This window comes from Bacillus cereus group sp. MYBK14-1 (genome assembly GCF_051916885.1).
GTDB classification, from domain to species: domain Bacteria; phylum Bacillota; class Bacilli; order Bacillales; family Bacillaceae_G; genus Bacillus_A; species Bacillus_A cereus.
Window position 1 is genome coordinate 727,662 of sequence record NZ_JBQAHM010000001.1, and the last position, 17,546, is coordinate 745,207.

The window sequence follows — 17,546 nt, forward strand, 5'->3', positions numbered from 1 at the left end:
TTATTTCAACTCCAACTTATACCCGAGGCCGCGCACCGTTGTAATTTGAAAATCATCCGTTCGTTTTGAGAAACGATCTCGTAGTCGCTTCACATGAACATCAACTGTTCGTTCATCTCCTTCAAAATCCATTCCCCATACTAATTCAATTAATTCTTCTCTTGAAAATGTTCTCCCAGGATAACTAGCTAGTTGTGATAATAATTCAAATTCCTTTAAAGGAAGTAAAATCGTCTGGCCGTTACACTTTACTTCAACACCTTTACGATCAATTGTCGTTCCATGGAGTGTAATTATGTCAGCGCTCAGCATTTGATAACGGCGTAATAAAGCTTTCATACGGAAAATGACTTCAGCTGGTTCAAATGGTTTTACAATATAATCGTCCGTACCAGAAATGAATCCTTTCTCTTTATCGACTAACTGATCTTTCGCCGTTAATAAAATAACAGGTATATCATGATACTTCCGTATTTCTTCACATAACGTATAACCATCAACGAAAGGCATCATAATGTCTACGATCGCAAGATGAATATTTTCCTTCTCTAATACTTCTTGCGCTACCTTTCCATCTTCCGCCTCAAAAACTTTAAATCCCTCTTTTTGTAAATGATAATGCAATAACTCTCTAATATGTTTATCGTCATCAGCTAATAAAATATGTATCATCTTCATTAAACCCTCTCTCGTTCATCCTTCTACATCACTACATTAAGAAACAATTAGATTTTTTGCAAGAAAAAGAAAAGGATTCCTTAGAAGATACTCTTGTTATCATTGTGGTCAGCTGCTTTATTACTCTTATAACTTGGTGATGTTGTACTCTGGTGTACGAATAAGTGATCTATTACTTTTTTAGTAAGTGGCATAAAGAAATTCAGTAATAGCCCACCTAAACAAACAGTTAATATAGTCCCAACACCAATTGGTCCATGTAAAATCGTTGCCATTATTAAGAATATAAGGTAAATACATGTTCGTGCTATAAAGATATTCGTTCTAGTTAATTCTTGTATGATTAAAGTTAATCGGTCAATTGGAATGGGAGCAAAATTTGTTTGTAAATATATTGCAGTTCCTAATCCTGTAATAACTAATCCGATTCCAAAATAAATCATTTTACTGTACCATATTTCAGGTGTAATTAAATTGCGTAATAAAAATAGCCACACATCAATACCAATACCCGTTATGAATGCTGTTAACAACCCTAGTACCTCTGGTTTTTTTCTTTTTAATATCGAATTACAATATATTAATAATAAAGCTATTATTATTTCCCAGCTTCCCACAGTAAGCCCCACATTTAAAGAAAGTCCTACTAAAAGTGCATCAAAAGGTGAAGTGCCAAAATCTGATTGTATTGTGAAAGAAATACCAAGGGTTAATATTAAAATTCCTAATACATAAAAAACATACTTCATTTTAATCAACCTCTTCATCGTTATTTTTGTTGCATTTACAATAAAAATATTTTATATTAAATGTAATTTCAAATTGTTGCATTTGCAATAAAAATAAAAGATAAGGAGTTCATTATGAAAGAAATTCTTCGTGAAATTGGCATGATTGCAAGGGCATTAGATTCTATTAGTAATATAGAATTTAAAGAATATGAGCTTACAAAAGGTCAGTATTTGTACCTTGTGCGAATATGTGAAAACCCAGGAATCATTCAAGAAAAGCTATCTGAGATGATAAAAGTAGATCGTACAACCGCAGCCCGTGCTATCAAAAAGCTTGAACTCAATGGATTTATCGAAAAGAAAGAAGATGAATCTAACAAGAAAATCAAAAAACTTTTCCCAACAGAAAAAGGGAAAAACGTCTATCCTTTTATTAAAAGAGAAAACGATTATTCAAATACTGTTGCATTAGAGGGATTTTCGGAAACAGAAGCGGAAACTATTTCTAACCTTCTTCAAAGAGTAAGAAAAAATATAGAAAAAGATTGGGAATTTGTAAAAAAGGGAAATAAGAGAAATTATTGATTATATAAAGGAGCGAACTATTCAAATGACTACACATACAGAAAAGTGCACCCTTAAAGATATACACAGACTTCAAGAAATTAGTTATGAAACATTTAATGAGACTTTTAAACATCAGAATTCACCCGAAAATATGCATCATTATTTGGAAAAGGCATTTAACTTAAAGCAATTAGAAAAAGAATTATCCAATATCTCTTCTCAATTCTTTTTTGTCTACTTTAACGATGAAATTGCTGGATATTTAAAGGTCAATATTGATGATGCTCAGTCTGAAGAAATGGGCAATGAATCACTTGAAGTAGAGAGAATTTATATAAAGAGCTCCTTTCAAAAACATGGTCTTGGTAAATATCTACTAAATAATGCTATTGAAATTGCAATAGAACATAATAAAAAGAATATTTGGCTAGGCGTATGGGAGAAAAATGAAAATGCTATTGCTTTTTATAAGAACTTAGGTTTTGTACAAGCTGGCTCTCATTCCTTTTACATGGGCGATGACGAACAAGTTGACCTTATAATGATCAAAACACTCATATAACTTTTTTTGAAAGGTGGGCTATTATGTATATTCCAAAGTATTTTAAAGTCACAAATCTTGATGAAATTTGGGATTTTGTTCAAAAAAACTCTTTTGGAACAATCGTCACAACAAAAAAAGAAAAACCAATCGCAACTCATTTGCCCTTTGAATTAACTAAACAAGGTGATGACTATTTTATTACTGGACATATGGCTTATGGGAATCCTCAGTGGAGAACATTTGAAACTTGTGAAGACGTTCTTGTAATATTTCAAGGACCACACTCTTACATCTCTTCTTCTTGGTATGAACATGAAGAAGTTCCAACATGGAATTATCAAGCTGTCCATATATATGGTAAAGCAAGTATTTTAGATAAAGAGGAATTAATAGATGAATTAACAACAATGCTGAAAAAATATGAAGAGCATCGTGAAAATCCAGTATTATGGGATAAACTTTCCCCTACTCTCTTAGAAAATGAACTGAAAAGTATAGTTGGATTTAAGGTTAAGGTGGGAGACATCCAGGCTGCATATAAATTAAGTCAAAATCGAAATGAGACGGATTATATTAACATTATTGAGAAATTGTACGATGAAGAAAATCCAGATGCAAAACAAATGGCGGAACTCATGGGGAGTAGATTAAAAAATCGCATATAACCCATTGTTATTCAACTCTCACATTTTAAAATTAAAGAACAGACTGGAGCGCTTTATCGGCGGTTTTCTTTAGAACGTAAAAGATTGAACTGAAAGTGACTGGCGTTTAATTAAAAAAGAATCTATTTTGAAAACAGATGATTCAAAATAGATTCTCACGTTTTAGTATTAAGATTATTTTAATCAAAAACAATTTTTAAGCCTTCGAAATATCAACAAATCCTTCTCCGAATACGTCACGAACATCGTGTATAGCGATGAAGGCAGCCGGATCTGTAGTTTGAACAATCCGCTTTAGCTTCACTACTTCTTGCTTATTAATAACAACATAAAGAATTTCCTTCGGCGTTTTCGTGTAATAGCCATGCCCTGAATATACAGTAACCCCTCTGCCCATTAAAGTAGTCACCTTCCCGGCAATTTCATCTGGTTTATCAGAAATAATCGTAATGGCCTTTTTCGGATTTAAACCTTCAATTACAAATTCCATTACTTTCGTTCCTACATATAACATAATAATTGTCAGCATCAGTTTTTCTGCACCAATGATGAAATAAGATGAAAACGCAACGATTAAATCGAAGAACAGTAGACCATAGCTAATACTCCAGCCTAAGTATTTATGTGTCATCCTCGCTAAAATCGTAGTACCTGCAGTTGTTCCACCAACGCGAATGATGAGACCAATACCACACCCGATAAATATTCCACCGAAAATGGCATTTACGAGCATTTCATCAGAAGCAATTGTCCATCCTTCTGTTAAATGAAGAAATAGTGAGTTCGTAACTACAGCGATAATCGTATAAATTGTTGTAATCTTATTTAAAAATTTATAACCGACTATTAACAAAATCGCATTTAAAATTAAGTTCACTAAACCTGGTGACCACTCAAATAAATAGTACGTAATAATCGTGATACCTGTTACCCCGCCCTCACCAAACTCATTCGGAATAACAAATAAATTGACACCTAACGCAAAAAGAAATGCACCGATAATAATAAAAATAATGTCTGTCGTTCTTTTTTTCATACAGTACCTCACTTCTTATGTAAATATTTATTCTGCCATAAACTCTCACTATTATATCGTGGAATATTCAAATCGAACAGTGGTTTGTTTTTATTTTAATATAAGATAAAAAATCAACATTATTTATTATGTACTGCAAATAAAGTTTTGATTTCACCCGTAATTTACTCTTAAAAAGAAATGCTAAACATTGACTTGCACAAATTTCAAATAAAAAAGTACCCATCTCATTGTCATACGCAATGAGATGGGTACTGCATGATACATTTAGTTTTCACATGTATTGTTTGGAGAAAATTGCAAATAACGACCTATACTCGCCTTATTAAGACCAAATCCATACATCATCATTATTTTCAGCGTTCGTCTTTGCTTCATGAACTTTTTCAATATGATCAACTGTGTTCCAGTTAATAGAAATACCACCCCAGCCCACATACTCCATATCAATTTTCACTTTCTCACCCACATTAAATACTTGTCCCTTTGTTAAGAAAACATCAATAATATCTTTCTTCCCATTTAGCGATGGATACTCAACTACAACATATTTAGTAGCACCGTCTCCCTCATCTTCCATCGTTCCTACTTTTGATACTTCTCCAATTACATAATTAGGTGAGCCATCTTCTTTCATGTGCATACCTAACTTGTTTGTTGTATTTTCAACTGCAGTTGCAACCATATATTCTGTAAAATTACGCATCATAGATCCAGTAGCTTTTACTTCATCTCCTACTTTCACGTTTGAAAGTGAATCAATATACACACTAACAGGTTCCTCATATTGCTTAGATTTTACAACAATTACACCGTTATCTACTTCTACTACTAGTCCTTCTAACGTCGAGAAGTTCGATTCAATAGAAGCTGCACTTGCTTTTGTTAGTTCTAATCCTGGTACATTTGTTCCTGATAATGCTGCGATCCCTAAAGCACCTGCTAAAATTATTTTTTTCATACCCATATGTAACATCTCCATTCATGATGATTTTATTTTTTTGATTGGTATCGACCAACCTGTAATCATTATAGTTACAGGTTGTGAAAATAACAACCGTTTTCCTCATGCAATGATGCATACTGTGATTTTCAAATATAAATTTTAACAAAAAATGTTTGTAGATTATTCCTATATTCAGCACTAATACTAAATTCTCAAATTACAGCAGGTGAACTTATTGGAGGCGGAGAAACTAATGTCATGTACAATGTTCTTCAACTCTACGGTTTGTATAGCCGTAGTTCATTACATTATGTAGGAGCGGGATTCATATGTTAATAAAACCAAAGAGGTTACAAGCAGGAGATATCGCGGCGACAGTAAGTCCTTCATGGGGAGGCGCAGGTGATTCTGAAATAAGATGGCGATATGAGCAAGGAGTTAAAAGATTAGAAGAAGTTTTCAGTCTTACTGTTATTCCAATGCCAAATAGTTTAAAAGGTAGCGAATTCATTTATAACAACCCACAGGCTCGTGCAGAAGACTTAATGACAGCATTTCAAGATACACGCGTGAAAGCAATTATCGCGAATGTTGGCGGTGAAGATAGCATCCGGTTACTTCCCTATATAGATTTTAATGTGATACGCAAAAATCCGAAAATTTTTATGGGTTACTCTGACGTTACTATTTCACATTTATTTTGTCATAAAGCAGGCCTTTCCTCTTTATATGGTCCAGCAATTTTGACCGATTTTGCCGAAAATGTAGAGATGGATCCATACACAATTGAAATGGTAAATCGTACTCTCTTTTCAAATGAAACGATTGGCGAGATTCAACCAGCTCATGAATGGACAAGTGAGCATTTAGAATGGATTACAATAAATAAAGATACAAGACGTACGATGCAGCAAAACAATGGATATGAGCTACTTCAAGGCTCTACCACTGTACAGGGGCGCTTAATTGGTGGATGTATTGAAGTATTGGAATTTGCAAAAGGAACGGAACTTTGGCCTGAGAAAAAACATTGGGAGAATAGTATTCTCTTCTTTGAAACTTCTGAAGATCATCCAGAACCAAGTTATATAAAATATTGGTTACGAAATTATGCAGCACAAGGCATTCTACAAAAAGCAAAAGGAATCATTTTTGGTAAACCGAAAGACGAAAAGTATTATGAAGAATATAAACACGAAATACTGAAAGCTATGAAGGAACATAATTTAGAAGCTTTGCCGATTCTTTATAATTTAAATTTTGGCCATACTGAACCGAAGTTTATTTTACCTTACGGTGCAATGGCAGAAATTGATTGTGAGAATGGATCTTTCTCTATTTTGGAGAGTGGTGTGGAATAAAGTGAAACTTTAATCAGTGAGTGTTCCATTCACATTGCTATCAAGCTAACATTTTGAAGTTCTCCCAGAACGAAAATTTATTCTTTTCATAGGTATTCAAGGATGTAAAACAAATTTTGTTTTTTGCATATCTTCTACAGTTTCTTTTTGTAGTATTTGGTTATTTTTAAATTTACCATCATTCAATTGAGCAATCATGAAATTGGCTACATCAATCCCTGTAGAAAACATACTCCCTTGTGGCATATCGGTTGGTCTAGTTTGATAAAATGGAATGGCATTACCTTTAGCATCATATCCTGTTGCAAGTTTTTCTTTAATAAAATTAGTCATAACAAAACTGCTATTATGCATTTCTAAAGGGTAAAAAAACATTTTTGGCCATAAACCTCAGCATAGTCATCAACAAAAACTGGTTTGCTTTCTTTTTCCTTAACATTTGTTTTGATTTTAGTTCGAACGGTATCCTCTCTAAAATCACTCTCAAATAAAAACCATAGTAAATCTATTAGATGAATTCCCAAATCTCCCAAGGCTCCACTAGTTCTATTACTTTGAAAATCATCTCGCCAAGTAAACGAAGTTCTCCTAAAAGCGCTATTTTTTTCAAAATGCAATCTTATTACTACCATTTCCCCTAATTCTTCATTTTGAATTAATTGCTTTAAAGCCTTAACATAGGATAAGTAGCGCTAGTTAACCCCCATTGAAGCGACTAGATTAGTATTTTTTGCTATTGTCATCATGTACTTTGCTTCCTCACAAGAAATCACCATAGGCTTTTCACATAAAACATGGTTGTTTTTTAATAATGCTTGAACAGCTTGAGATTTATGACAAAAATTCGGAGAAGATATTATTACCTCATCAACTACTTCTAGTAACTCTTCATAGCTATTAAAAACCTTCCCACCAAAATCCCCTACCAATTTATCGGCATTCTCAGAATTAACATCATACACTCCAACTAATTTACAATTATCAATAGTTGATAATGCTCTAGAATGAGCTCTTGCAATACTTCCTGCACCTATAATCCAAATATTCATTATATGAACATCCCCTTTTAATTAATAATGTGCTTTAAAGTATTTAAAATTCCAATCGAGTATTCACCTTGAGCTAGCATTGAGTGTGTTTTTTTGGCCTCTTCTGTTGCATTTTCTACTAAATAGCCATGCCTTACAGCTTGTAGCATCCTTAAATCATTCCCACTATCTCCAAAAGCAATTGCTTTTGTTTTATCTAGTTCGTACTTGTCTAAAATAAATTTCACTATCTCATCTTTACCTGTTCCAAGTGGAATAAAATCTACATCATAGCAATTTTCTGGATCACCAGCTAATGGATTACATTTGTTAATATTAACTCCAACTTGGAATATCTCTCCGATTTCTCCTATCTTTTCTAAATTCTTTGCATCAATAAATTCATTTTGCTCTTCATAATAAAAATTAAATTTGTACTTAGAACTTCCTAATTGTGTCTGAGGTCTTAAAAAAATTTCATATTTTGATTCTAGCAATTTAATAATTCTTTCAATCTTCGAAGAATCAAAACCACCCTCTATAATTCTCTCTTCCCAAATTTGATCATCTATAGTAGTCCCGTTGCTATCAAAGTACGTTATTTCTGTACCTAATCCACTCGCCACAAAATGAGGAAAATACTGTATACCACCCTTTTTCATTTTTTCAACAATTGATTCTAAACTACTTCCCGTTACCCAACCAATTACTAAATCCCCTTTACTTCCTTGTTCATACAAATACTTTTCTAACAATTTCATATTGCTTCTTTTAGAATCATCCATGTTATGAGGATAATAAGTTTCATCAAAATCACAGAACACTACATATTTAGGCTTTTTAACCAGTGGTAGTCTTTCAAAATTTAAAGACTTTAAAACTTCATTATTTATTGACATTGAATAATCCCTCCAAAACGAAATTTTGCTCTTCTAACATCATATTTGGATGTAAAGGTAGATGTAATATTTCTTTATGAACTTGCTCTATATTTAACAGATTATTTCCCTTTACCCACTTGGTATTTTGCATATGAGATAATACTGGATAATAAATATCTGTTTCAATGTTATACAATTGGTACAATTTATTTTTCAACTCGTCTCTTCTTCCATTTTCAATTCTAATCGGAAAAAGGTGCCAGACATTATCTTCTGTCATCATAGGTAGCTTTATTAATTCTCTATCCTCTAAATCCTTCAACTCACGAATATATCGTTGAGCTAAATACGCTCTTTTTAAATTGTTGCATGATAAATACTTAATCCTTTCCAAACCAATAGCTGCTTGCAAATTATCAATTTTAGAATTGAATCCAAAGTCTAATACCTTTTTATTTTTTTATCAATTTCAAATCCATGATAACTATATTGATTACAACGTATTGCAAGATTTTCATTATTAGTAACTATTGCACCAGCTTTACCACATACACCAAAATTCTTGTATGGATTAAAACTAAGGACAATAATATCTCCATATTCTCCAAGATTTGAAGAACCAATAGCTTGACATGCTTCTTCAATAACTCTTAATTGATATATATCCGCGATTTCACAAATTTTTTTCATTTCACACTGCTTACCATACAAATGCACAGGTAAAATGCATTTAGTTTTTTTGGTGATAGCTTCTTCTATTTTAGATGGATCAATACAATAACTCTTCTGATCTATATCTGCAAATATAGGTTTTGCTCCGACCGCTAACACAACATTTTCAGTAGTAGCAAAACTATTAGCTGGCATAATTACTTCATCTCCCGGCTGAATACCAATAGATAACAATGACACCATAAGGGCATCTGTACCACTGCTTGTTGCAATTACAGACTTTTTATTTAAATAACTTCCGATTACTTCTTCTAGTTTTTTTGAAAATGGTCCACTTGTGAATTGACCTGTCGGTAAAATATTTTTTAAAACTGCTATAATTTTTTCAACCTCATCTTGAGAAATCAACCGATTAACTGGCATAAATTATATTTTCTGTATATTTTTCTGCTATAATTGAACATATCTTTTTCTATATCAATATCCATTTTCAATTTGTTTTCCCTAAATAATTTCTCTTTCATCTTGTGATTCGGTAATATATTACTAATTTCAAATTCTTTTTCTTTTGTCCCCCCCCTGTAAGCACTTTAATAAAGCTAAATTGGCTTTACTATGTCAAGAAATTATAGTAAGAGTTTTCACGTTAAATTACCTCTAAGAAATTATTTTGAAAATCATGAGTAGACTATATTTTATGTTATCGATTACATGTCAACATATTTTTTACGGAGGGTTTCTCTATGGTAACAATTAATGAAATAGCTAAATTATGTAATGTATCAAATGCTACTGTTTCAAGAGTTCTAAATAATCATCCTTATGTAAATTCAGAAAAACGTGAGAAAATAATAAAAGTAATGAAAGAATTCAACTATACTCCTAGTTCTTTAGCTAGGAATCTTAGGGTAAATAAGACACAAACCATTGCTCTATCAATTCCAAATATAGATCATCCCTTTTTCGGGAAATTAGCTAGAGAAATTTCTAAAGAATTATTAAAACACAATTACAAATTGCTAATTTATCAGACTTTTTATGAGAAAAAAATAGAGCTTGAATTACTTTCATTACTAAAGAATAAAGCTGTAGATGGTGTAATTCTCGCATCTCTAGAAAATAGTTGGGAAAATATAGAGCATTATTTAGCTTATGGGCCTATAATACTTTGTAATGAGTATGAGGAAAATGCACCTATTCCGATAATTTGTTACGATGAATTTGAAGCGGGATACAAAGCTGTTAAACATTTAATAAGCAAAGGTTATAAAAAAATTGGCTTTTGTTTTGACTCTCTTAATAGTCAAGCACAATTAAAACGCCAACAAGGTTATCTGCATGCCTTAAAAGAAAAACAATTACCATTCAATAAAAATTGGCTATTTGGAGATGCAATTACTATTAATGATGGATTTAAAATTTTTGAGAAGCTAGATAAATTTAAAGATAAACCTACTGCATTATTTACTGGAAATGATCAAGTTGCTGCTGGAGTCATTAAAGGAGCTACTATTAGGGGGTATTCTATCCCAACTGACTTAGCTGTTTGTGGTTATGATAATCAATTAATTTGTACAGTTACAACCCCAACAATTAGTACTATTGATATTCCAATTGTTGAACTGAGTAAACGTACCGTTAACGAGATACTACTATATATAAATACAGATGAATCTATTAAACGTAAAATTATTGAATACCCTACAAACTTAATTATTCGTGAATCTACATAATTAAATTAAAGTTTTTGCTTAAACTGATGTGATTAATAAAAAGAGGTCGTAAATAATAATGCGTCCTCTTTTTATCATTTTAGGTATTAAATTCTACGTACATTCGACATAAATTGATTAGTTTTTATGAATTTTATTGAAAAAATTGTAAAACGCCTCCATTTCCCCTTCTATTTTGCTATGATAGTTACAATTAAATAGGATTAAGATATTTCTATAGGATGGGGGAGTATATAGTGAGTGTTTCAGTAAAGGGAAATGAGCAATTAACCTCTCTATTGAACGACTGGTATCGATCTATGCTATCTCAACAAGTTGTAAAAGCTACTAATCTAAAAAAGAAAATTGATGAAAAAATTACTAAGTTAAGCATTGAGTCAAATCAAGAACGTCAGGATCAAAATTTGTTACTATATTACTCACTACTTGAATTTCGTTACACAGTCTTAACAGATAGCCTCGGTATTCAACAAAATAGTTTTGATGCTATTAGTGATTATGATATGCCTACAGACCATTTTCTACGCTTCTACTATCACTTTTTCAAATCCATTCATTCCACTTTTATATCAAGTTTTACTGAGGCAGAGGAACATTATAAACTGGCAGAAAAGATACTAGTAAACATTCCAGATGAGATTGAACATGCTGAATTCTACTATAGAATTGCTACTTTTTATCATCATACCTATAACATGCTCACTGCTATCGAATACGCAAATAAATCGAGAGCAATCTTTTCGAAGTATGAAGGTTATGAAGTAAAAACAGCCTTTTGTAATAGTTTGTTAGGGGGTTGCTGTATCTATTTAAAGCAGTACGAACAGGCAGAAGAATATCTACATTGTGCAATTGAATTACTACAGAAGAATAAGGAAGAAGATTCCTTGTTATACGTAAAAAGTACTATGGGGTGGCTGTATTCTGATCAAAGTATGTCTACGTTAGCTATTCGTCACCTTTCAGAAGTAACAGAAAAAATCCCTACACACTTCAAAGCTATCTTCCTACAGGCTAAGGAACATTATAAATTAGGAGAACAATTAGCAGCTAGCAAACTCATTGATAGGGGATTACAGATCTGCAGAGGAATTCATAACGAAGAATACTCACACCACTTCTCTATTTTAAAAAGATTAAATGAAAATATTCCACTGGAAGAATTAGAAAAAATCATTCAAGAAGGAATCTTATACTTTGAACAAGAAGAATTATGGGAATATGTTGTCGAATACGCCGAATTATTTGCCACAAAATGTAGACAATTAGAGAACCACCAAAAGGTAAGTGATTATTTCCATATTTGTTATCAAGCAAGACGAAAATCAATTGAAAAAGGAGTGTTAAAATAATGAAAAAAATCAGCCTATTATTATCGGGTATTGCTTTTATTGGGATTCTAACGGTGGGAATTTCTCCACTTTCTAAAGCGGATCAGTTTGCTACTCATGGACATTACCCTGTTCCTACATATAGTGTTGGCGATCATGGTGGTGCACCACAACAAACTTAATATTTTGATATGTATTGTTCTTTTTGGCTACGCCAAATCAAAATTCTTCTCTCGCCTATCACCCTGCACTCTCTTAAGGCAGGATCATTCTTTCGGAAAATCCGTTAAATAATAGAAATAGACTAACTATTATATCTATCAACTCTTTATATGCAATATTACATGCGAAGTGCCTTAAATATTTTGTTATACTATGTATGTGGATTTTTCATCCAAAAATCCTCTCAAACGCATATTTATGTATATGCCACCCTAATTGATGAAAGTGAGAAGAATGTTTATCATTTTTCTCACTTTTTTTTATTTAAATTATGTGCTTGTACTTATTCTTTAGTTATTTTAAATAATAAAAGCTCAAAAAGAGAATTCACTTTTCAAATCCAACCTATCGAATCAATTATTGTCTAATAATACCACACCATCTTTATCAACTCATTTTAGAATATTTGAACAATAATTTTATATATAAGCTCTGCATAAATTATTCATTTTCCTTTATATAAGGCCTGCATTTTTACTTCTGATAAATTATCAAATATTGAATTATTATACACAAATCAAAAAACACAAGGTATTTTGTAGAATTTTGTCTATCAATATGTATGTACACCCTTATGTAGTGGATATAGACTGTGAGGTGTAAGGAGGTACCTTACAAAATAATGAAAAGGAGATTATAAAATGATTAGATTAACAAAAGTCTCAAAGTTAGTATTTACAACATTAATTGTGGGAAGTAGTTTAAGCTTCTTTGTGTCGTCACACAGTGTACAGGCTGACACCTTAGATCATAATTACCAAGACACTCAAAAATTCATACCACCTTCTAGTGCTAGGCAAACATTGGAACAAAAAAACAATATTGTTCCAGAATCAAAAGTTATTAAAAACCATTATGTAAAATATTCTAAAGCACATTTCCAAACTAAAGAAAGTATACCAAAAGAGATTTATTATTCTTCAGAAGGCTTTAAAGGCTATATACAAGCAAGTACCGTTTGGGATATGGGAGATCATTTCGCAACACTATATTCCGGAACCGTTATTCGATGTTAGACTTTTAATCCCTTCTCTCCTAATGCTTATAATGATCAATAGCTCACTACCAATACTGTAATAGCTATTGTTCAAAAAATAAACCACAAAATCTTTTGATTTCATGGTTTATCAAATATAAAGATAATGCTAAATATATACTCTAACATTACCTTCCCCAAAGTTAATTATAGAGTATTTTCTCAAAAAAGACACTCTTGTAGTGTCTTTTTTATATTATTTTGATTTATTCCCATCTTACTTTTGTTAAACTCATATATGTAATAATGCATATTTTTTTGATTGCATATTATGATATGCTCTTATTGTGAGCTGATACATAATTTCTTTAGATTGGAAAACTAAAACCTCGTTTACCCAATTTTCGGGCGCCTTATGGCGTCTTTTTTTTGCTATTGAAGTAAAAAAATAGGACCGTAATATCATTGTTAAAAAAATTGTATACTTCAACAAGAATTCCACCTACTAACCCTTATTTTTTGCGGTTATTTATTTGTTTCAACATAATAATTTTTCATCTCGTATATGCAATAGACAATGATAGCTAAACTCCAACTGACACCATAGTAATCATGTGTGTAGAAGTCATAGCCTGCCTTAATACCTTTTTCCATTACAACTAACGTAAATCCTAACGCCACCCACTTGTTAATTTTCATCTTAATATACGTTATCGCTATAATTATTAAAAATAAAATATTTGTAAGGTAGTTTATCATTAGCTCATATTTTTGAATGTATACTGCCATTATACAAGCAACGATATTACTCGCAATGCCCAAGGCAACCACGGTTCTCCAAATCCTGTCCGAAATTCCCACTCCTGATTCAGTCCCTTCCTTAATCACATTCTTTTCCTTAATTCGTTCCTACACCCTATTCAAGGTATGCTGTATTATTCTTGTCTGATGAATATCTCATTATCTTTTCATATAGAGCAAACAAAATTTCCACTCATAATTTTTTCTTTCTTAGGCAAACTAGTTTTAAGCCGTTTGAACTAGCGGCTTCACTCTTCTGGTAATGGGGTAGTAAATTTATAGTAATTGACTAACTCATTCAGTCCATTGGCACTGGCAGGCGACAAAATTGTTGTCTGCCATTTTCATGTATACTTTTTCTTATTCCATTCCAAACCATATGTTTGCTGTACTGCTTTTGAAAAGAACGGTATTTGATTTTTGAATAAGTAAAAAAGATACAGCTCAGCCCACTTTTGGAATAGGACTTTTTCTTTTTACATATACTATTTTTGAGCCTTTTTACCAATACGTGTCCTATTGGTGTCTTGAATTCCTCCTAAAGGGGCGGCAGATACGACTGCATGCCCTTTTTATTTATACTGCTTTTCTATACCAATAAAACAGTTAAAAAATAAAAATGCACTATCACATATTTTTTCCAGTTCAGATTATGTTAAAATTTCTTAAGTTGTTTATTTCATAGTTGAATTATGATTTCATATCTAATTCAGCAATATGTGAGCTGTATCCCAAAAGAAAAGACACTCAAAAGGTGTCTTTTCTTCTTTTAATTTAAAAAACATTTTTCTTTTTTAAAGATTTTCTGTCTTGTTCTTAATTTTGTCAAAATCCTCATATAGCTATCAAAAACATATATGCTATTATGTTTTTAAGAAACTATATGTTCCCTTAACCCTGTATCCGACCCTGTATTTTTACAGGGTCTTTGTTTATTTTATTTACTTTCATTAGTTTATAAGAGTTAATACACATCCCATTTCAATTAAAATCGTTTAAATGTTAGTTAGTATTTGAAATGATAAATCTATTAGCTTTTTTGACAATGGTAATCTAATACTAGATTCCTAAATGTATACTACACTAAACATCAGTTAATACTATACATATAGTGTTAACTATCTTAATTGAATATTAGTAATAGTAAGTATAAATATTATCAATTTACTATATATTACATTTATGTAAAAATAGATGTATGTTAAGCTTTTTCAAAATCTTTCCCCTAATAAAGATTTGAAGTAGCATTTCATGATTCTCCTTACTGTTAATATGCCTTGAAAAAGAACCCAATAGGGTTCTTTTTCTTCTCATTACATCCTCAATAATTACTTATTTAAAATACAAAAAGAACTGACAATTTGAACTGTCCCCCAAATCATGGACACTTAAAAAAGCCCCATGATTCGGGATTTTTGTGTATTTTTATCAAAAAGGTTCTTTATCCAAACATGTAGAATTAGCACATATACAGTTTTTTATAAATGAAGAGGTGATTGTGTTGAAGTATTTAACAAAATCAAAAAACTCATCAGCAGGTCTGAGAGGGTATTTTGAATCCTATCCGTTAACTTCATTTTTCGTGATGGCATATTTATTCTCATGGGTTGTATTAATTCCATTTATCTTATCCCAATGGGGTATTTTCCCTAAAACAAAAGCATTTCATATTTTCTTTTTTGCCAATGCATTTGCAGGCCCTATGTTAGCAGCATATATCATGTTTCGAACTCTTGAAGGCAAAGAGTCATGGAAAAAAGTTAGAAAAAGCATTCTAACTACTAAGATCGGTTTGAAGTGGTACTTGTTTACTCTCATCGTTATCCCAACTACAATGTTTCTGGGGATGGTTATAGTAAATGGAGAGATACCAACTTTCCGTGACCTTAATTTTGAATTTTTTATAACCTATCTCTTCTCTTTTGTAGCAATTTTCTTTCTCGGTGGGCCTTTACCCGAGGAAATCGGATGGCGTGGTTTCGCTCTGCCTCGATTACAATTGAAATTTGGACCGTTAAAAGCTACATTACTACTTAGTGTTTTGTGGACTTTTTGGCATCTTCCACATTTCTTAACAGCTGCACAAAGGGGTGGCCCGGGTTCTGACCTTTCTCTCCTATATATTCATTTGCCAATTTTTATTTTACTATGTTTGCCAATCTCAATCATTCTTACTTGGGTCTATAACTGCAACCACGGTAACTTATTTATAATCATGCTAATTCATGCGAGTGTAAATACGTTTAGTTTAGCACAAACTCATTCCACCAACCCTGTTTTAAAAAATACGGATATATTTGTAGTGATAGGATTGGGATTTGTCGCTTTACTTATTCTTATTTTCACACGAGGTAATCTGGGGTATAAACAAACTTTTAATGAAGTAGAGTTCAGTAACAATAAAAATATAAGTAAATAGAAACAAAAATCATAGAATAATAGGTTGATGACAATAGTGTACCGCCACACTGCTAACAAGTTAACAATCATTTTCTTCTTCAAAAAACGCGCTTCTTTTTTCAACCTGAAATACAATTGTTTGCAAAGAGATTCTCCGGATATTTGGTATCATATACCTTGGATAAATTAGATAGAAAAATAGGGTCTTTTCAACAGGAAAATAATTTATAGTGGAAAGAATATATTTATATTGATTATAATAATGTGTTTTGAATTGTACATTTAAGGAGGCGTTGTCGATGAGAAAATATTTCTATTTGATTGGGCAAAAAAACAAGAGGATAATGTATCACTAGCACATAAACTACGTGCTTCCTCTTCAATATTGGAAGGAGAGTATCAGATTGAATAAGATTTATTTAAAGGCTATTGACAAAAATAATTGGGAAGAAGCAATTAAACTTTCGGTTAAAGAAGAACAACAAACATTTATAGCATCCAACCTTTATTCTATCGCAGAAGTTCAATTTCTAGATAATTTCTATACAAAAGGTATTTACCTTGAAGAAAAAATGATTGGATTTACTATGTTTGGGATAGATCCTGAGGATAATAATTATTGGATTTATAGACTTATGATTGATGAAAATTTTCAAGGAAAAGGTATAGGTAAACAAGCTATATATCTGGTAATTGATGAGATAAGAAGAAATAATAACGCAAACATTTCTAGAATAATGATTGGATATGCCCCTGAAAACCTTACAGCTAAATTTGCATATAAAAAAGCAGGATTTACTGAAACTGAATTATCATCTTGGGGTGAACAGTTAGCTAAGTATTCCTTATAAGCAATTGAATTCTGTACATTCACTTTTAGACTAATTAAAGAAAAGAGTTTGATAGTATAGTAATATAGATAGGAAATGATTAAACTTTTTTATAAAAGAATAAACCAACTGAGAATATTAAGA

At 31.7% G+C, this 17,546-nt stretch carries 16 protein-coding genes and 3 pseudogenes; 10 read left to right on the plus strand and 9 right to left on the minus strand.

The annotated features are described in order from the left end of the window. A complete protein-coding gene (locus ACTFR3_RS03685) occupies positions 1 to 678 on the minus strand; it encodes a response regulator transcription factor (protein ID WP_000781966.1) in 678 nt (225 codons plus the stop codon). 80 nt (positions 679 to 758) lie between these two features. After that, positions 759 to 1,427 (minus strand): YczE/YyaS/YitT family protein, encoded by a 669-nt coding sequence (locus ACTFR3_RS03690; RefSeq protein ID WP_086396818.1) that lies wholly within the window; start codon positions 1,425 to 1,427, stop codon positions 759 to 761. Positions 1,428 to 1,541: 114 nt separating this feature from the next. Here ACTFR3_RS03690 and ACTFR3_RS03695 point away from each other — a divergent pair, with 114 nt between their 5' ends. From ACTFR3_RS03695 to paiB, 3 genes are read left to right on the plus strand one after another with little or no spacing between them, the layout of a single operon-like run. Further along, on the plus strand, positions 1,542 to 1,994 hold the full coding sequence (locus ACTFR3_RS03695; RefSeq protein ID WP_326263613.1) for a MarR family winged helix-turn-helix transcriptional regulator: 453 nt from the start codon (positions 1,542 to 1,544) through the stop codon (positions 1,992 to 1,994). Positions 1,995 to 2,019: 25 nt separating this feature from the next. Further along, positions 2,020 to 2,538: a GNAT family N-acetyltransferase gene (locus ACTFR3_RS03700; protein ID WP_153581400.1), complete on the plus strand. Its 519-nt coding sequence runs from the start codon at positions 2,020 to 2,022 to the stop codon at positions 2,536 to 2,538. 23 nt (positions 2,539 to 2,561) lie between these two features. Further along, complete coding sequence (paiB, locus tag ACTFR3_RS03705; protein WP_440044170.1) at positions 2,562 to 3,185, plus strand: protease synthase/sporulation negative transcriptional regulator PaiB; 624 nt, start codon at positions 2,562 to 2,564, stop codon at positions 3,183 to 3,185. Positions 3,186 to 3,381: 196 nt separating this feature from the next. Here the strand turns inward: paiB and ACTFR3_RS03710 are convergent, their stop codons facing one another. Further along, entirely contained in the window at positions 3,382 to 4,221 is an 840-nt protein-coding gene (locus ACTFR3_RS03710; protein WP_000747497.1) for a YitT family protein, read from the minus strand. A 325-nt stretch (positions 4,222 to 4,546) separates the two neighbouring features. Next, on the minus strand, positions 4,547 to 5,188 hold the full coding sequence (locus ACTFR3_RS03715) for a hypothetical protein (protein ID WP_440044171.1): 642 nt from the start codon (positions 5,186 to 5,188) through the stop codon (positions 4,547 to 4,549). A gap of 308 nt (positions 5,189 to 5,496) precedes the next feature. Here ACTFR3_RS03715 and ACTFR3_RS03720 point away from each other — a divergent pair, with 308 nt between their 5' ends. Next, complete coding sequence (locus ACTFR3_RS03720) at positions 5,497 to 6,528, plus strand: S66 family peptidase (protein ID WP_440044172.1); 1,032 nt, start codon at positions 5,497 to 5,499, stop codon at positions 6,526 to 6,528. Between the two features lie 99 nt (positions 6,529 to 6,627). On the opposite strand, the pseudogene ACTFR3_RS03725 reads toward ACTFR3_RS03720, so the two are convergent. The 4 genes and pseudogenes from ACTFR3_RS03725 to ACTFR3_RS03740 all read right to left on the minus strand — a co-directional run. Further along, a pseudogene (locus tag ACTFR3_RS03725) lies at positions 6,628 to 6,919 on the minus strand (serine hydrolase); the annotation flags it as partial. Further along, positions 6,906 to 7,577: pseudogene (locus ACTFR3_RS03730) on the minus strand (Gfo/Idh/MocA family protein); the annotation flags it as partial. The pseudogenes ACTFR3_RS03730 and ACTFR3_RS03725, both read right to left, overlap by 14 nt. Before the next feature lie 17 nt (positions 7,578 to 7,594). Further along, positions 7,595 to 8,455 carry an HAD-IIB family hydrolase gene (locus tag ACTFR3_RS03735; protein WP_061457455.1) on the minus strand — a complete coding sequence of 287 codons (861 nt, stop codon included), beginning with the start codon at positions 8,453 to 8,455 and terminating at the stop codon, positions 7,595 to 7,597. Next, positions 8,442 to 9,754, minus strand: a pseudogene (locus ACTFR3_RS03740) (DegT/DnrJ/EryC1/StrS aminotransferase family protein). The gene ACTFR3_RS03735 and the pseudogene ACTFR3_RS03740 overlap by 14 nt, the downstream one beginning before the upstream one ends. A gap of 98 nt (positions 9,755 to 9,852) precedes the next feature. Here ACTFR3_RS03740 and ACTFR3_RS03745 point away from each other — a divergent pair. The 4 genes from ACTFR3_RS03745 (at position 9,853) to ACTFR3_RS03760 (ending at position 13,411) form a co-directional block, all read left to right on the plus strand. Further along, complete coding sequence (locus ACTFR3_RS03745) at positions 9,853 to 10,842, plus strand: LacI family DNA-binding transcriptional regulator (protein ID WP_000256370.1); 990 nt, start codon at positions 9,853 to 9,855, stop codon at positions 10,840 to 10,842. 236 nt (positions 10,843 to 11,078) lie between these two features. Continuing rightward, positions 11,079 to 12,194, plus strand: coding sequence for a tetratricopeptide repeat protein (locus ACTFR3_RS03750; RefSeq protein WP_061457457.1), 1,116 nt, complete (start codon positions 11,079 to 11,081; stop codon positions 12,192 to 12,194). Next, positions 12,194 to 12,355 (plus strand): hypothetical protein, encoded by a 162-nt coding sequence (locus tag ACTFR3_RS03755; RefSeq protein WP_000724102.1) that lies wholly within the window; start codon positions 12,194 to 12,196, stop codon positions 12,353 to 12,355. Before ACTFR3_RS03750 ends, ACTFR3_RS03755 begins: the two co-directional genes overlap by 1 nt. Positions 12,356 to 13,036: 681 nt before the next feature. After that, entirely contained in the window at positions 13,037 to 13,411 is a 375-nt protein-coding gene (locus ACTFR3_RS03760) for a hypothetical protein (RefSeq protein WP_000620456.1), read from the plus strand. A gap of 485 nt (positions 13,412 to 13,896) precedes the next feature. Here ACTFR3_RS03760 and ACTFR3_RS03765 read toward each other — a convergent pair whose 3' ends face one another. Beyond that, entirely contained in the window at positions 13,897 to 14,232 is a 336-nt protein-coding gene (locus ACTFR3_RS03765; RefSeq protein ID WP_031312250.1) for a hypothetical protein, read from the minus strand. A 1,441-nt stretch (positions 14,233 to 15,673) separates the two neighbouring features. Here ACTFR3_RS03765 and ACTFR3_RS03770 point away from each other — a divergent pair. Together ACTFR3_RS03770 and ACTFR3_RS03775 are read left to right on the plus strand one after the other, a co-directional pair. Then, positions 15,674 to 16,591 carry a CPBP family intramembrane glutamic endopeptidase gene (locus ACTFR3_RS03770; protein WP_061457460.1) on the plus strand — a complete coding sequence of 306 codons (918 nt, stop codon included), beginning with the start codon at positions 15,674 to 15,676 and terminating at the stop codon, positions 16,589 to 16,591. Positions 16,592 to 16,976: 385 nt separating this feature from the next. Then, positions 16,977 to 17,423 carry a GNAT family N-acetyltransferase gene (locus tag ACTFR3_RS03775; RefSeq protein WP_001034039.1) on the plus strand — a complete coding sequence of 149 codons (447 nt, stop codon included), beginning with the start codon at positions 16,977 to 16,979 and terminating at the stop codon, positions 17,421 to 17,423. The last annotated feature ends 123 nt before the right edge of the window (positions 17,424 to 17,546 follow it).

What these genes read in the sequence shown, in the direction of transcription:
- ACTFR3_RS03690 (WP_086396818.1), bottom strand. Translation starts at nt 1,427, where the DNA reads ATGAAGTATGTTTTTTATGTATTAGGAATTTTAATATTAACCCTTGGT.
- ACTFR3_RS03760 (WP_000620456.1), top strand. Translation starts at nt 13,037, where the DNA reads ATGATTAGATTAACAAAAGTCTCAAAGTTAGTATTTACAACATTAATT.
- ACTFR3_RS03735 (WP_061457455.1), bottom strand. Translation starts at nt 8,455, where the DNA reads ATGTCAATAAATAATGAAGTTTTAAAGTCTTTAAATTTTGAAAGACTA.
- paiB (WP_440044170.1), top strand. Translation starts at nt 2,562, where the DNA reads ATGTATATTCCAAAGTATTTTAAAGTCACAAATCTTGATGAAATTTGG.
- ACTFR3_RS03695 (WP_326263613.1), top strand. Translation starts at nt 1,542, where the DNA reads ATGAAAGAAATTCTTCGTGAAATTGGCATGATTGCAAGGGCATTAGAT.
- ACTFR3_RS03720 (WP_440044172.1), top strand. Translation starts at nt 5,497, where the DNA reads ATGTTAATAAAACCAAAGAGGTTACAAGCAGGAGATATCGCGGCGACA.
- ACTFR3_RS03700 (WP_153581400.1), top strand. Translation starts at nt 2,020, where the DNA reads ATGACTACACATACAGAAAAGTGCACCCTTAAAGATATACACAGACTT.
- ACTFR3_RS03745 (WP_000256370.1), top strand. Translation starts at nt 9,853, where the DNA reads ATGGTAACAATTAATGAAATAGCTAAATTATGTAATGTATCAAATGCT.
- ACTFR3_RS03685 (WP_000781966.1), bottom strand. Translation starts at nt 678, where the DNA reads ATGAAGATGATACATATTTTATTAGCTGATGACGATAAACATATTAGA.
- ACTFR3_RS03755 (WP_000724102.1), top strand. Translation starts at nt 12,194, where the DNA reads ATGAAAAAAATCAGCCTATTATTATCGGGTATTGCTTTTATTGGGATT.
- ACTFR3_RS03715 (WP_440044171.1), bottom strand. Translation starts at nt 5,188, where the DNA reads ATGGGTATGAAAAAAATAATTTTAGCAGGTGCTTTAGGGATCGCAGCA.
- ACTFR3_RS03710 (WP_000747497.1), bottom strand. Translation starts at nt 4,221, where the DNA reads ATGAAAAAAAGAACGACAGACATTATTTTTATTATTATCGGTGCATTT.